We start from the raw sequence: 13,971 nt of genomic DNA, 5'->3' as shown, positions 1-13,971 counted from the left end.
CGACGGCCGGTGTGTGCTGCTCACGCTAGGTCGGGACAGCGGCCTGAACGTGAACAGCGGTGAACGACGCCGGGCGCAGTGGTGAACATTATTCGACGTGCGCCCGGTTTGCCCGATTGGCCCTATGGCTCAGGTAAACAATGACCCTACGATCGCAGCGTGGAGTGGGAAATTGCCGTCGGCCTGATCTCAGCCGCGCTCGCCGTCGGTGTGGGAGCGGGGCTGGTTCTGGCCCGGGTCCGCCGGCCGGGAGACGCGGCCGAGCCGGGACCGTTGGAGGGGGGAACAGCCATCGAACCGGACGAGGATCGGCCCGCGGGCAAGCACGGCCTCAAGGGGCTCGGTCGTAAGAGCCTCGACTCGCTGCGGGTCGGGGTCGTCGTCCTGGATGCCGACGACTACCCGGTGCTGGTCAACCCGGCGGCCCGGGCGATGGGCCTGCTCCGCTCCGGCGGTGCGCCCGGCACCATCGCGGCCCACCCGATCCTGCGGACACTGGCCGGACAGGTCCGGCGTACCGGCGTACGCCGCGAAGTTGAACTTGATCTGCCCCGCGGTCGTGCCGGTGGCGCTCAGGCTCCCCTGGGCCTGCACCTGCGTGCGGTGGCCCTGAATGCGACGCATGTCGCGGTCGAGGCCGCCGACGTCACCGAGGCGCATCGGCTGGCCCGGGTCCGCCGCGACTTCGTCGCCAACGTCAGCCACGAGCTGAAGACCCCGATCGGGGCGCTGCAGCTGCTGGCCGAGGCGCTGCTGGACGCCACCCAGCTTCCCGACGCGACTCCGGAGGCCCAGTCCGAGGACCTGCTGGCCGCCCGCCGGTTCGCCGAGCGCATCCACCACGAGTCGGCCCGGATGGGCCGCCTCGTCAACGAGCTGCTCGAACTCAGCCGGCTGCAGGGTGCCGAGCCGTTGCCTCATCCCGAGCCGGTCTCGCTGGACTGGGTCATCGCCGAGGTGATCGACCGGACCAGGACCACGGCGTCGGCCAAGAGCATCGAGATCGTGTACGAGGGGCCGAAGGGTTCCATGGTCTACGGCAACGACAGCCAGATCGCCACCGCTGTCACCAACCTCGTCGAGAATGCCATCGCGTATTCGGGTGAGGACACCAAGGTCTCGCTGGCCATGCGGCACAGCGACGACTGGATCGAGATCGACGTCGCCGACCAGGGCATCGGCATCGCGCCGACCGACGTCGACCGGATCTTCGAACGGTTCTACCGGGCCGATCAGGCGCGGTCCCGTTCCACCGGCGGAACCGGCCTCGGCCTGGCCATCGTCAAGCACATCGCCACCAACCACGGTGGCCGCGTCACGGTGACCAGTTCACTCGGCGACGGTTCTACGTTCACCTTGCGCCTACCGGCGCGACCCCCCGAGTCCCCCGAGTCCCCCTCGTCGTCACCGACGGCGATTGAGATCGAGTCCGGTGTGGCCGGGCGCTGAGTCTTCCGGGCGGCTCCGCCGCAAACCCGGAAAACCGTGCTGAAGCCGACCACCGACGACGGAAGGAACTTCATTGGCCCGCGTGCTCGTGGTCGAGGACGAGGAGTCGTTCTCCGACGCCCTGTCGTACATGCTGCGTAAAGAGGGGTTCGAGGTCTCGGTCGCTGCGACCGGCACCTCGGCGCTCACGCAGTTCGACCGGACCGGGGCCGACATCGTGCTCCTCGACCTCATGCTGCCGGAGATGTCCGGCACCGAGGTCTGCCGCCAACTGCGGCAGCGCTCGGCGGTACCGATCATCATGGTCACCGCCCGGGACAGCGAGATCGACAAGGTGGTCGGCCTGGAGATCGGCGCCGACGACTACGTCACCAAGCCGTACTCGCCGCGTGAACTGGTCGCCCGGATCCGTGCCGTGCTGCGCCGCCAGGGCGCCGAGGCGGCCGAGGTGACCACCCCGACGCTCGCCGCCGGTCCGGTCCGGATGGACGTCGAGCGTCACGTGGTGACCGTCGACGGCTCCGGCGTGCAGTTGCCGCTGAAGGAGTTCGAGCTGCTCGAGCTGCTGCTGCGCAACGCCGGCCGGGTGCTCACCCGCGGCCAGCTGATCGACCGCGTCTGGGGCGCCGATTACGTCGGTGACACGAAGACCCTGGACGTCCACGTCAAGCGACTGCGTTCCAAGGTCGAGCCGGAACCCTCCGCGCCGCGCTACATCGTCACCGTGCGCGGTCTCGGCTACAAGTTCGAGCCGTAGAGATGGGGCGGCCAGGCGCCCTTCCTTGGACGCCTGGCCCATGGGATTCGGTATTGCTCTGCACCAAGATGGCATGCGACTAGATAAGATCGCCATCCCGGGACGGGGTTTCACCCCCGGAGGGGTGACGCCGGCTCGCGTCCGCCGCGGCGCTTCGGCGCCTGCGCCCGGGTGGTGGCCGGGTGGACGGCGATCAGACCGGACTTGATCCGGGCGGTGCAGAGCTCGGCCAACTTCTGGTACGCGGCCTCGCCGACGAGCGCGATCAGCTCGGGCGCATAGGAGAGGTACATCGGCTCGGTGCCGACGTGCGCGTCCGGGGACGAGGTGCACCACCAGGCCAGGTCGTGGCCGCCGGGGCCCCAGCCGCGGCGGTCGAACTCGGTCAGGGTGGACTGCAGCAGCTTGGTGCCGTCGGCCCGGGTGACCCAGTCCTGTTCCCGGCGGACCGGCAGCTGCCAGCAGACGTCGGGCTTGTACTTGAGCGGGTGCGCCCCGTCCCGCAGCGCCTGGGCGTGCAGGGCGCAGCCGCCGCCGGCCGGGAAGTCGGCGTCGTTGAGGAAGACGCACGGGCCGTCACCGGATCGGGTGGCCGTACGCCGAGCGGGTTTCGTCCCGTCGACCGTGTCCACCTCGGTGTAGTTCTTGAACCCGCGCCGGTAGTGCTGCCAGGTCTCCGGGGTGAGCTTCGCGGCGGCCGCCTTGACCCGGTTCTCGTCGTCGGCGTCGGTGAAGAACGCGCCGTGCGAGCAGCAGCCGTCGTCGGCCCGGCCGGGGAGAATGCCACGGCAGGCCGAGCCGAATACGCAGGTCCAGCGGGAGAGCAGCCAGGTAAGGTCGGCGCGGACCAGGTGTTGCTCGTCGTCGGGGTCGAGGAATTCGATCCATTCCCGCGGGAAGTCGAGGGGGACTTCCCGAGGTGGCTGCGTGCGGCTCATCCGGGTCAGCGTACGCGCACCGATGGATCATGACCGTTTAGAGCTGATATATCCGGGCGTGCCGGGCGCGGCTACCCTGGAGGGCGTGAGTTCCCGCGTTCCCGTGCTTCTCTCCAGCTCCTCGGTCTTCCCCGAGCCGACGGCAGCGGCGTTCGAGATGGCAGCCACGGTCGGCTACGACGGCCTCGAGGTCATGGTGTGGACCGACGCCGTCAGCCAGGATGCCGGTGCCCTGAAAGGGCTGGCCGACCACTACGGCGTGCCGGTTCTCTCGGTGCACGCGCCCTGCCTGCTGGTGACCCAGCGGGTGTGGAGCCCGGACCCGTGGGAGCGGCTCAACCGGGCCGCCCAGCTCGCCGAGTCGCTCGGGGCGCCCACGGTCGTGGTGCACCCGCCGTTCACCTGGCAGCGGGACTACGCGCGCAACTTCGCCGAGGGGCTGGCCAAGGTGCAGGCCCGGCATCCGGACCTGAGTTTCGCGGTGGAGAACATGTTCCCGGTGAAGATGGCCGGCCGCTGGTTCGTGCCGTACACGCCGGGCTGGGATCCCACCGTGACCGGCTTCGACGCGTACACGCTGGATCTTTCGCACTGCGCGGCGTCCCGGATCGACGCGCTGGAGATGGCCGCCAAGATGGGGTCCGGGCTGCGGCACGTGCACCTGGGTGACGGCACCGGCGAGGGCCGCGACGAGCATCTGGTCCCGGGCCGCGGCAATCAGCCCTGCGCCGAGCTGCTGCGCTCGCTGGTCAGCAAAGGCTTCACCGGCTCGGTCGCCCTCGAAATCAACACACGCAAGGCCGCCAGCCGCCCGGCCCGCGAGGCCGACCTGCGCGAGGCCCTCGAGTTCGCCCGCCGCTATCTGGCCCCCGCCGAAACGGCGATCACGCAGGCTTAGAGCGCCGGCGTGAGCGTGGTGGCGGCACGTTTGCGGGCGCGGTGCGCGGCGACGTGCGAGCGGGTCGCGCAGCGCTCCGAGCAGAAGCGGCGGCAGTTGTTGGACGAGGTGTCCAGGTAGACGTTGCCGCAGCGCTCGTCGGCGCAGATGCCGAAGCGGGCGCTGCCGTACTCGCACAGCCACACGGCGAGACCCCAGACCGCCCCGGCCAGGTACTCCGCGCTGACCGAGGCGCCGCGGCTGGTCACGTGCATGTGCCAGTCGCTGGCGTCGTGCCCGGAGATGCGTGGCTGCACCGGGTGCGCCTCGAGCAGCGAGTTGAGCTCGTTGACCGCCTCGTTGTCGCGCCCGGACGTGCCGAACTCGAAGACCTCGCGCAGGCGCCGCTGGGCGCGGCGGAAGACGGCGAGGTCCTTCTCCGCGACCTCGTCCCGCATGTAGGCCTGCTCGCCGGCGAACAATGCCCGCAATCCGGCGAGATCGTCCAGGCCGGCGTTGACCAGGTCGACCGCCGTCCGCGCGTACGCATCGAAGTTCACCCGACAACGGTAGCCGTACCTGGCCCCAGGGGGCACGTCTGTCGTGCCCGGGAGGTGCGAATCGGGGCCGCGCCGCGGGGCCGCACGGCGACGCGGAGGTTACGCTCGGCGCATGTTCCGTTCCCTGTTTCTCGCCGCCGCCGGGTCCACCCGGCTCGAGCGCATGGTCGAGTCCGCGCCGGTCAGCAAAGGAGTCGTGCGGAGGTTCGTCGCCGGCCGCAGCGCCGACGAGGCACTGCGGGTGAGCCGGGAACTGGTCGATGACGGCCTGGCGGTCAGCCTCGATCATCTGAGCGCGGACACCCGGACGATGGAACAGGCGGTGGCCACCCGCGACGAGTACGTCGCGCTTCTGCGCCGCCTGCGCGACATCGGGCTGACTCCGGCCGCCGAGGTCAGCGTGAAGCTCTCGGCCCTGGGTCAACAGATCGACGACAAGGTGGCGTACGAGCACGCGCACGCCATCTGTGCCGCGGCGGCCGACGCCGGCACCACGGTGACGCTGGACGCCGAGGACCACACGACCACCGACGCGACGCTGGAGACGCTGCTCGAGTTGCGCCGGGACTTCCCGTCGACCGGTGCGGTGCTGCAGGCGTACCTGCGGCGCACCGAGGGGGACTGCCGGGAGCTGGCGACGGCGGGGTCCCGGGTGCGGCTGTGCAAGGGTGCCTACGCGGAGCCCGAGTCGGTCGCCTTCCAGTCGGCCCTGGACGTGGACAAGTCGTACGTGCGCTGCCTGAACATCCTGATGTCCGGTGAGGGCTACCCGATGGTGGCGACCCACGACCCGCGGCTGATCGCGATCGCCGAGGACCGGGCCCGCTGGTTCGACCGCTCCACGGGGGAGTACGAGTTTCAGCTGCTCTACGGCGTACGCCCGGAGGAGCAGGCCCGTCTGGCGGCCGGCGGCCACACCGTGCGGATCTATCTGCCCTACGGCGAGCAGTGGTACGGCTACCTGATGCGCCGCCTCGCCGAGCGCCCCGCCAACGTGGCCTTCCTGGCCCGCGCTGCCACCTCCAAGAAGTAACGCATTCGGGCGATTCTCGGCCGAAACCGGCGTGTCATCCTTGACTTTTTGTGGGCATTTCACGGAACGTATCGCGTTGGTCACAGCCGTATCGATACCGTTCTGATGACACGCACGTCATCTGCCGGCGCCGCCAGGCCGGTCATGGTGGATCGTGCCTGCGAAAGGAACGGTGCGACGCGATGACGGGTCCAGCCCAGACCGAGGAACGGCTCTCGGAGGTTCGATTCCTGACGGTGGCTGAGGTGGCCGCACTCATGCGGGTCTCCAAGATGACCGTCTACCGGCTCGTGCACGGCGGTGATCTCACCGCGGTCCGGGTCGGCCGTTCGTTCCGGGTGCCCGAGCACGCGGTACACGAGTATCTGCGCGGCGCCTTCTCGCAAAGCGCCTAACTGCAGCAAGGCCGGGGGCCGGGGAGGTCCGTGTTGGCCCGGTAGGGACGTCCCGGTACGCTTGACCGGTTGGTTCCCGGGTCCAGGCGTGCCGCCTCGTGCGGCGCCAGTGCTCCGGGCGCCGTCCAGACCGGCTCCGGCCGGGTTTCACTCATGGTTTCGAGAGGCTTTTCGTATGGGCTCCGTGGTCAAGAAGCGCCGCAAGCGTATGGCGAAGAAGAAGCACCGCAAGCTGCTGCGCAAGACCCGCGTCCAGCGTCGCCGTCTCGGCAAGTGACGGTCGGCCGGGCTCTCTCACGGTTTTGCCTCGGTTTTCCGCCGCGGTAGAACACAGCCCGGCTTCCGGCTCTTGCCGACCCTTTCCGAGGCTTCGCATCGAAAGGTGCACCCGTGGTGACCTCACCGCCCAGCGTTGTCGTGGTCACTGGAGTCAGCCGTTATCTCGGCGCTCGGGTGGCCGCACGCCTCGTCGCTGATCCCCGGATCGACCGTGTCGTCGGCTTGGATCCGCATGACCCGCCCGCGGGCCTTCTCGGCCTGCTCGACGGCGTGGAGCGGATCCAGGCTGACGCGCGCGCGGCCACCGAGGCGATCGCCGACCTCGGCGCCGAAGCGGTCGTGCACATGGCTGTGACCAGCGTCCCGGACGCGGAACACGGCGGCCGCGCGGCGATGAAGGAACAGAACGTCATCGGCACCATGCAGGTGCTGGCCGCCGCGCAGGGCAGCAGCCGGTTGCGCAAACTCGTGGTGCGTTCGTCCACCGCGGCGTACGGCGCGTCCTTCCGGGACCCCGCCGTCTTCACCGAGGACACCGAGCCGCGCGCGGTGCCGCGTGGTCCGTTCGCCCGCGACATCCTCGACATCGAGGGGTACGTCCGGGGTTTCCGCCGCCGCCGGCCCGAGGTCGCCGCCACAGTGCTGCGGTTCGCCCCGATGATCAGCTCGTCCGCCGAGACGTCGCTGACCCGCTACTTCTCCCAGCCCGTCGTGCCGACCGTGCTCGGCCGCGACGCCCGGCTGCAGTTCGTGCACGTCGAGGACGCACTGGAGATCCTGCACCGGTCGGTGACCGAGGATCACCCGGGCACCTTCAACGTCGCCGGCGCCGGTGTGCTGATGCTCGCCCAGGCGGTTCGCCGGGCCGGCCGCGTCGCCCTTCCGCTCCCCGAGTCGGCGCTGTCCACCGGCGCCGCGCTGCTGCGCAATCTCGGCGTCGAGCAGATCGGGCTGGACCAGATCGACCTCTTCGTGCACGGTCGGGTGGTGGACACCACCCGACTGATCCGCGAGTTCGGCTTCACGCCGCGCACCACGGCGGCCGCCTTCGAGGAGTTCATCCAGGCGCACGTCGCCGGTTCCACGATCACCACCGAGCGGCTCGTGGCCGCCGAGCGGGCGATCCTGGACGGCATCCGCCGGGTGCGGGCGGCGGCTGAGGCGCCCGCGGCCGCCGAGACCGCGGCGGTGGGGCGGGACCGGCCATGAGCCAGCACGAGTATCGCGACATGCTGCCCGGGCACGCCGAGTTCCGGTTGCCCGCGCCCGCCCCGGCGCAGCGGGTCAACGGGCGCCGGCCGATCCCGGAGGAGCCCGTGGCAGAGTCCTCGGCAGCGCAGGCCGCCGGCGACACCCTGGACGTCTGGGATCAGCGGGTCGCCAACGGCCTGGCCTTCCTGCGCCGGCGACTGGCCGGGGCGTACGAGGTGGACGAGTTCGGGTTCGACCCCGAGCTGGCCGACGCCCTCTTCCACCCGCTACTCAAGATCCTTTATCGGGACTGGTTCCGCACCGAGGTCCTCGGCATCGAGAACGTGCCGGCCGACGGCGGTGGCCTGGTGGTGGGCAACCACTCCGGCACCATCGCGCTGGACGCCCTGATGCTGACCGTCGCCCTGCGCGACAAGCACCCGCGCGACCGGCACCTGCGCCTGCTCGGCGCCGACCTGGTCTTCCGGATGCCGGTGATGAGCGAGCTGGCCCGCGCGGCCGGCGCCACCGTGGCCTGCAACCCGGATGCCGAGCGCCTGATGACCAGCGGCCAGCTCGTCGGTGTCTTCCCGGAAGGCTTCAAGGGCATCGGCAAGCGCTTCGCCGACCGATACAAGCTTCAGCGGTTCGGTCGCGGTGGGTTCGTCTCGGCCGCGCTGCGCACCGGTACGCCGATCATCCCGGTCGCCATCGTCGGCGCCGAGGAGATCTATCCGATCCTGGCCGACCTGAAGCCGCTGGCCCGGCTCCTCGGCGTGCCGTACTTCCCGGTCACGCCGACCTTCCCCTGGCTGGGACCGCTGGGCATGGTGCCGTTGCCCAGCAAGTGGCTGATCCAGTTCTGCCCGCCGATCCCGACCGCGCACCTGACCGAGTTCGCGGATGATCCGCTGGTCGTCTACAACCTGGCCGACCAGGTCCGGGAGACGATCCAGGCCACCCTGCACGAGCTCCTGGAGAAGCGGCCGGACCCGTTCGGCCCGTGAATGAACTCGGCAGATCCGCCCTGAACCGTCCTATAGTGACGAATGAGGGGCGGCCCCGGAGTTTCTGACTCCGGCACCGCCCCTCGCCACGTTCGCCGAGACTGGAAGTTCGTGACCTAGAACAGGTCGCCGAGCAGTCCGCCCAGCACGCCTTCCTCGGCCTCGTCCGGCACCGGCGTGGTCGTCGTGCCCGACGGCGACGGCGAAACGCTCCTGGTCCCCGGCTGCACTCCCGGCAGCGTCGGGTCCGCGTCGCCCGGGACCGTCGTCCCGGCGGTGGTGCCCGGCTTGACCTTGCCGCTTTTTACCGGCTTCGGCTCGACCGGATCCTCGTCCTGCTTGTTGGCCTTGCCGGTGCGGTCCGGCTGTGGCGCGGAGCCGGCACGGTCACCCTGTCCGTCGCCGCAGTTACGGAGCTTCGGCCCCAGCTCGTCGGAACCGGCCGGCGTGATCCGCTCGCAGCGCAGTCCGGTCCGCAGCGACTCGCTGCGCCCGGCCACGTCCTCGAGCAGCGCCAACGACGTGAGCGCCCGCTCCCGGTTGTCCGGGGAGAGCCGGTCCAGGGCCGGCCCGAAGGCGTCCCGCTGTCCGTCGACGAACCCGTCCAGAGTGGTCAGCGGCTTGGCGTCCTTGTGCGACACGGCCGAGGTGGTCAGCAGCCGTACGCCCTTGCGGGTGTCGGCGTCCATGTCGTCCAGGACGGACGCGAAGCTCGCGTCGTCGCCGTCCATGGAGACCGCCTCGGTGAGCCGGTTCCTGGCGAAGTCCAGCGACAGCTGACCCCGGTTGGAATCGGATCCGGCGATCGCCAGCTGCGCCCGTTCGGTCGACCGCTTGACCCCGTACAGGGCGTCGCCGGGTGACGCGCTCTCGCTCGCCGCGGAGATTCCGGAGACGGCCATCGCGCCGGCGGCCACGCCGATCACGATCGCGCCGCGGGCCCGGATCCGGCGCCCGAAGATCGGCCGGCGGGCCGCGGCAGCGGTTGCCGGGACCGGTTCGAAGTCGTCCTCGTCAGCGGTCCGGCCGATGCCGTCCCGTTCGGCGGTCGCGACCAGCATGGCGCGCAGACCGACGCGGAACTCGGAGTCGACCGGTGAGCTCGGCCGGGCCGCGGTGAGGCGGTTGCCGATGGCCACCAGCCGGTCCAGCTCCACGTCGGCGTGGCCACGGGTGTGGTGCCGACGGGCGCCGCCGGCCTCGTCGAGTAGCTCCGCGAAGCGCTCGGCGCTCCGGCGGTCCCAGAAATCGAACTTCACCGTGGGCACCTCCCCTCGCTCGTGACTGTCTCGCCGGCCTGCGGGCCGACGTCGGCGACCGGGCCGTGGGTGACGGCCCGGGGTCGCATCCGGACAAACGCGCGACACGCGGCCCCGGTTACGGGTGTGTGACGGGGCCATCGGGTATCGGAGATCGACATCTGTGGGCGCTCGGTCAAGACTGGAACCCTTCCGGCAGGAGCCGGTTGAGTGCTCGTACGGCCCGGTACTGCAGGGCCTTGATCGCACCCTCGTTCTTGCCCATGGTCTGCGCGGTCTCGGCGACCGAGAAGCCCTGCAGGAACCGGAGCACGATGCACTCCTGCTGTTCCGGGTTGAGCTGCTTGACCGCGGTGAGCAGGGCGACGTTGGTGATGTGGTCGACCACCGCGGACTCCGGGCTGCCCTCCGGCCCGCGATCCTCCCGGTCGGCGTCCAGAACGTCGCCGGTGGTCACCTCGAGGCGGTAACGGCCCGACTTGAAGTGGTCGGCGACCAGGTTGCGGGCGATCGTCACCAGCCAGGCGCCGAGGTCACGGCCCTGCCAGGTGAAGCTGCCGATGCGCTTGAGCGCGCGCAGGAAGGTGTCCGAGGTGAGGTCCTCGGCGAGCTGCCGGTTGCCGACCCGGAAGTAGACGAACCGGAACACGGTGTCGACGTAGCGGTCGTAGATCAGCCCGAACGCCTCGGACTCACCGGCCTGGGCCCGCTCCACCAGCGCCCACACCTCGGCGGCCGGGTCTCCCCGGTCGGGCCGGGCCGGATGCTTCGGCGGCGCCGATTCGGTCGGCGGTCCGGTGGTGCTCTGGGTCGGCAGCACCACGGTGTGGTCGCCGGCGACCGTCTCGGACTCGCCGATGTTGGACCGCTGGCCCGCGGTCGGCTGCGCCGGGGGACGAGGCGTGCCGATCCGCCCACCGAACTTGCCGTTGGCCGAGTTCGGTTGAGCGACAGCGGGCGGCCCGTTCGGAGTCCGGCGGCTGCCGGTCTGCTTCGGGCTGTCACCGCGGATCGCGTTCACGATCGAGCTGTTGTCGAATGAACTTTTTTCAACGTGGCCAGGGCGGTGGCGCCCGGCACCGATCCATGGCCAGAAGGCGTCAAGCCCAACGCCAGGTTGAAAAAGGTTCACTGACTCGCGCAGGGCGTTCAAGCCGTCGTTGAGCGCGAGCCGTGCCGCGAGGACGTCGCGGTGGAACGGGTCCTCGGCGTACACATGAGTCACTTCGCCTCCTCAACCCGGCGGGCCTGGAGTGTCGACCGCGAATCCGTCCCGCCAGACATGAACTCGCTGAAATTCCGTGCTTTTTGTGGCACAGCGGCCTCCTCGGGATGAGGGTGGTCACTCACAACAAAAGGGGTGGGGCAACCCGCTGAATCGCCGGCTGACCTCACCCGTTGGTGTGGATCCCGTTACACAGACCGGAAGTATCACCGGCATCGGACACAGCGAGTCGCACACCGTGTGCGCTGCGCGCAAAGCCGCGAATATGATCAAACGCGACGCCCGGAGCTCTCCCCACACTCGCCGAGCAGCCTCACCGGCGATCGGACCGGCTGTCCGGCATCCCGGTGGGAGGCGGTTTGTGCCAGACTCTCGCCTCGTGGAGGAACCCGCCGTTGATCCGGTCGCCGAGGCCGCACATCGCAGTCCGGACAAGCCCGCACTGATCTCCGGCGACACGGTTGTCACATGGGCGGAATTGGACACGCGGGTGTCCACAGCGGCCCGATGGGTGGCCTCCCGGAGCGCACCCGGCGACCGGATCGCCGTGCTTCTCGGCAACACCGTGGACTTCGCGGCCGCCTACTTCGGCATCCTGCGGGCCGGCCGGGTCGCCGTGCCGCTCAACCCGGGTTACACCGAGGACGAACTCGAGTTCGCGCTGACCGACTCCGGTGCGGTGGAGACGCTGTCGGGCGTACCCCGGGGAAGTCTGGATGCGGACGTCGCCCTGCCGGAGGTCCGCGCCGGAGACCTCGCGGTGCTGCTCTACACCTCGGGCACCAGCGGGCGGCCGAAGGGCGCGATGCTGACCCACGCCGCGCTCGCCGCCAACCATGACCAGCTGGACCGGATCGAGCCCCCGGTGGTGGGCCCGGACGACGTGGTGCTGCTCGCGGTGCCGTTCTTCCATGCGTACGGGCTGAACACCGGGCTCGGCACGGTCGCGCACCACGCGGCGACCGGTGTGCTGGCCGAGCGTTTCGAGCCGTCGGCCTCGCTCGAGCTGATCGCTGCGCACGGCGTCACCGTGACGGTAGGCGTACCCGGCATGTATCAGGCCTGGACCCGGCTGCCGGAGGCCGCTGCCCGGCTGGGCAGCGTGCGGACCGCGGTGTGCGGCGCGGCGCCGCTGGAGGCCGGCGAGGCAGCGCGCTTCCGGGCGCTGACCGGCAAGAGCATCCTGATCGGGTACGGGTTGACCGAGTCCTCTCCCGTGCTGACCACGACCGCTGTCAGTCACCGCGACAAGAGCGGCTCGATCGGCCGGCCGTTGCCCGGGGTGGAGCTGCTGTTACGTGCCGTTCGCGGGTTTTCCGGCGAAGCCGGCCGGGCTAGCACTGGCTCGCGCGGCGGCGCTGAGCTGTGGCGCGACGGCACCGCGTCGGTCGAGGAGGATCTCGCCGAGCTGGACCTGTCGGTCGCGGCCTCGGCCGGCACCGACCCGGGCGAGATCGTGGTGCGCGGGCCCAACCTGTTCGCCGGGTACTGGCCGGACGGCAGCGGCGGACCGGACCCGGACGGCTGGTGGGCGACCGGCGACATCGCGTACGCGGACGCCGACGGCGACCTGGTCCTGGTCGACCGGATCGGGGAACTGATCCTGGTGAACGGCTTCAACGTCTACCCGGCCGAGATAGAACGGGTGCTGGACGCGCACCCGCGGGTGGCGGCCTCGGCGGTGGTCGGGCTGCCCGATCCGGAGAGCGGCCAGCGACCGTACGCCTATGTCGTGCCCACCGGCGACCCGCCGCCCAGCGTGACCGAGCTGCAGGTGCACTGCGCGGCCCGGCTGGCCCGGTTCAAGCTGCCCGGCATCGAGCTGGTCGCCGAGCTGCCCCGGTCGCCGATCGGCAAGATCCGGAAGAGGGACCTCTGATGACCGACCGACTCACCCTGATCAGCCGGGCCGGCTGTCACCTGTGCGAGGTGGCCGAGCAGACGCTGGACCGGATCGCGCCCGGACAGTGGACGAAGGTCGACGTGGACTCGGACATCGAGCTGGAACGCGACTACGGCGACCGGGTGCCGGTGCTGCTGCTGGACGGCAAGGAGCACGGCTACTGGCGGATCGAGGAGGAGCGCCTGCTGCGGGATCTGGCTCGACAACCGGGTGAACCCCGCCTGTAGTTTGGCTCCCCGTGACAGCAAAGCACCTGGTCTGGGACTGGAACGGAACCCTTCTCGACGATCTGCACCTGGTGGTCTCGTCGACCAACACGGCCTTCGCCTCGGTCGGCGGCCGCGACGTCGGCTCCGACGAGCATCGGCTGGCGTTCCGGCGCCCGGTCGCCGAGTTCTACGCCGAGATGCTCGGGCGCGCCGTCGACGACGAGGAGTTCGGCCGGCTGGACCGGATCTTCCACGACGCGTACCGGGTCGGGCTGACCGACATCGCGCTGGCCGCCGACGCGCAGGCCGCGATCAAGGCCTGGCCGGGCAGCCAGTCGCTGCTGTCCATGTGGTTCCACAGCGAGCTGGTCCCGGCCGTCGAGTCCTTCGGGCTGACCGGCATGTTCACCCGGATCGACGGACTGCGGGCCGAGCTCGGCGGCGGGTTCAAGGCCGCCCACCTCGCCGCCCACCTGGACGGGCTCGGCGTGGCCGGTCGTGACGTGGTGATGATCGGCGACTCGCTCGACGACGCCGACGCGGCCGAGTCGGTCGGCGGCAAAGCGGTCCTCTACACCGGCGGGTTCACCCACCCGACCCGACTGCGGGAATCCGGCCGTCCGGTGGCCGACACGCTCGTGGACGCGGTAAAGATGGCCATGTCACTCTGAGTCAAGTGGCCCTGGTGGGGTCGGACAAGTAATACTCGACAGGTCGGCCCGGCTAACACAGCGGGTCGATCTTGTCCAATTGTCCCGACAAGATCGCGATTTGTGCACGCCTTCACAAGCGCCTACTCTGTGACTCCGACGAGCCCCGCTACCACAACCTCTCCACGAGGGTTCCACCGGTATCGCACAGACAGGGCTCACCGCAGGTCCGCCTCGTC

15 protein-coding genes are annotated in these 13,971 nt (G+C 70.2%); 11 read left to right on the top strand and 4 right to left on the bottom strand.

Annotated features, from left to right (window positions below):
- Positions 1-159: 159 nt before the first annotated feature.
- Positions 160-1,449 carry a sensor histidine kinase gene (locus OHA21_RS35835; protein ID WP_328462660.1) on the top strand — a complete coding sequence of 430 codons (1,290 nt, stop codon included), beginning with the start codon at positions 160-162 and terminating at the stop codon, positions 1,447-1,449.
- A gap of 73 nt (positions 1,450-1,522) precedes the next feature.
- Entirely contained in the window at positions 1,523-2,206 is a 684-nt protein-coding gene (locus tag OHA21_RS35830) for a response regulator transcription factor (protein ID WP_328462658.1), read from the top strand.
- Positions 2,207-2,316: 110 nt separating this feature from the next.
- Here the strand turns inward: OHA21_RS35830 and OHA21_RS35825 are convergent, their stop codons facing one another.
- Complete coding sequence (locus tag OHA21_RS35825) at positions 2,317-3,144, bottom strand: hypothetical protein (RefSeq protein ID WP_328462656.1); 828 nt, start codon at positions 3,142-3,144, stop codon at positions 2,317-2,319.
- A gap of 85 nt (positions 3,145-3,229) precedes the next feature.
- Between OHA21_RS35825 and OHA21_RS35820 the strand changes: the two genes are divergently transcribed.
- A complete protein-coding gene (locus OHA21_RS35820; RefSeq protein ID WP_328462654.1) occupies positions 3,230-4,042 on the top strand; it encodes a sugar phosphate isomerase/epimerase family protein in 813 nt (270 codons plus the stop codon).
- On the opposite strand, the gene OHA21_RS35815 is transcribed toward OHA21_RS35820, so the two are convergent.
- Positions 4,039-4,581 (bottom strand): CGNR zinc finger domain-containing protein, encoded by a 543-nt coding sequence (locus tag OHA21_RS35815; protein ID WP_328462652.1) that lies wholly within the window; start codon positions 4,579-4,581, stop codon positions 4,039-4,041. The genes OHA21_RS35820 and OHA21_RS35815 overlap by 4 nt on opposite strands.
- A 112-nt stretch (positions 4,582-4,693) precedes the next feature.
- On the opposite strand from OHA21_RS35815, the gene OHA21_RS35810 reads away from it, so the two are divergent.
- From OHA21_RS35810 to OHA21_RS35790, 5 genes are all read left to right on the top strand, one after another.
- Positions 4,694-5,614 (top strand): proline dehydrogenase family protein, encoded by a 921-nt coding sequence (locus tag OHA21_RS35810; protein ID WP_328462650.1) that lies wholly within the window; start codon positions 4,694-4,696, stop codon positions 5,612-5,614.
- 182 nt (positions 5,615-5,796) lie between these two features.
- Complete coding sequence (locus OHA21_RS35805) at positions 5,797-6,009, top strand: helix-turn-helix domain-containing protein (RefSeq protein WP_014447695.1); 213 nt, start codon at positions 5,797-5,799, stop codon at positions 6,007-6,009.
- A gap of 175 nt (positions 6,010-6,184) precedes the next feature.
- On the top strand, positions 6,185-6,286 hold the full coding sequence (locus OHA21_RS35800) for a 30S ribosomal protein bS22 (RefSeq protein WP_007465623.1): 102 nt from the start codon (positions 6,185-6,187) through the stop codon (positions 6,284-6,286).
- Positions 6,287-6,399: 113 nt separating this feature from the next.
- Positions 6,400-7,497, top strand: coding sequence for an NAD-dependent epimerase/dehydratase family protein (locus tag OHA21_RS35795; protein ID WP_328462647.1), 1,098 nt, complete (start codon positions 6,400-6,402; stop codon positions 7,495-7,497).
- Positions 7,494-8,486, top strand: a complete 993-nt coding sequence (locus OHA21_RS35790) for a lysophospholipid acyltransferase family protein (RefSeq protein ID WP_328462645.1) — start codon at positions 7,494-7,496, stop codon at positions 8,484-8,486. Before OHA21_RS35795 ends, OHA21_RS35790 begins: the two co-directional genes overlap by 4 nt.
- 116 nt (positions 8,487-8,602) lie before the next feature.
- On the opposite strand, the gene OHA21_RS35785 is transcribed toward OHA21_RS35790, so the two are convergent.
- Positions 8,603-9,745, bottom strand: coding sequence for a DUF5667 domain-containing protein (locus OHA21_RS35785; protein WP_328462643.1), 1,143 nt, complete (start codon positions 9,743-9,745; stop codon positions 8,603-8,605).
- Between the two features lie 175 nt (positions 9,746-9,920).
- Positions 9,921-10,970 carry an ECF subfamily RNA polymerase sigma factor, BldN family gene (locus OHA21_RS35780; RefSeq protein WP_328462642.1) on the bottom strand — a complete coding sequence of 350 codons (1,050 nt, stop codon included), beginning with the start codon at positions 10,968-10,970 and terminating at the stop codon, positions 9,921-9,923.
- 379 nt (positions 10,971-11,349) lie between these two features.
- Here OHA21_RS35780 and OHA21_RS35775 point away from each other — a divergent pair, with 379 nt between their 5' ends.
- The 3 genes from OHA21_RS35775 to OHA21_RS35765 are packed head-to-tail and all read left to right on the top strand — an operon-like array spanning position 11,350 to position 13,753.
- Positions 11,350-12,849 (top strand): class I adenylate-forming enzyme family protein, encoded by a 1,500-nt coding sequence (locus OHA21_RS35775; protein ID WP_328462640.1) that lies wholly within the window; start codon positions 11,350-11,352, stop codon positions 12,847-12,849.
- Positions 12,846-13,100: a glutaredoxin family protein gene (locus OHA21_RS35770; protein WP_328478748.1), complete on the top strand. Its 255-nt coding sequence runs from the start codon at positions 12,846-12,848 to the stop codon at positions 13,098-13,100. Before OHA21_RS35775 ends, OHA21_RS35770 begins: the two co-directional genes overlap by 4 nt.
- An 11-nt stretch (positions 13,101-13,111) precedes the next feature.
- Positions 13,112-13,753: an HAD family hydrolase gene (locus tag OHA21_RS35765; RefSeq protein WP_328462638.1), complete on the top strand. Its 642-nt coding sequence runs from the start codon at positions 13,112-13,114 to the stop codon at positions 13,751-13,753.
- The last annotated feature ends 218 nt before the right edge of the window (positions 13,754-13,971 follow it).

The organism is Actinoplanes sp. NBC_00393 (assembly GCF_036053395.1).
GTDB lineage: Bacteria > Actinomycetota > Actinomycetes > Mycobacteriales > Micromonosporaceae > Actinoplanes.
This window is presented reverse-complemented; position numbering and strand designations above follow the sequence as displayed.

Bases quoted from the DNA above. Each gene is read 5' to 3' on its own strand.
- OHA21_RS35825 (WP_328462656.1), bottom strand. From the start codon at position 3,144: ATGAGCCGCACGCAGCCACCTCGGGAAGTCCCCCTCGACTTCCCGCGG.
- OHA21_RS35805 (WP_014447695.1), top strand. From the start codon at position 5,797: ATGACGGGTCCAGCCCAGACCGAGGAACGGCTCTCGGAGGTTCGATTC.
- OHA21_RS35810 (WP_328462650.1), top strand. From the start codon at position 4,694: ATGTTCCGTTCCCTGTTTCTCGCCGCCGCCGGGTCCACCCGGCTCGAG.
- OHA21_RS35800 (WP_007465623.1), top strand. From the start codon at position 6,185: ATGGGCTCCGTGGTCAAGAAGCGCCGCAAGCGTATGGCGAAGAAGAAG.
- OHA21_RS35790 (WP_328462645.1), top strand. From the start codon at position 7,494: ATGAGCCAGCACGAGTATCGCGACATGCTGCCCGGGCACGCCGAGTTC.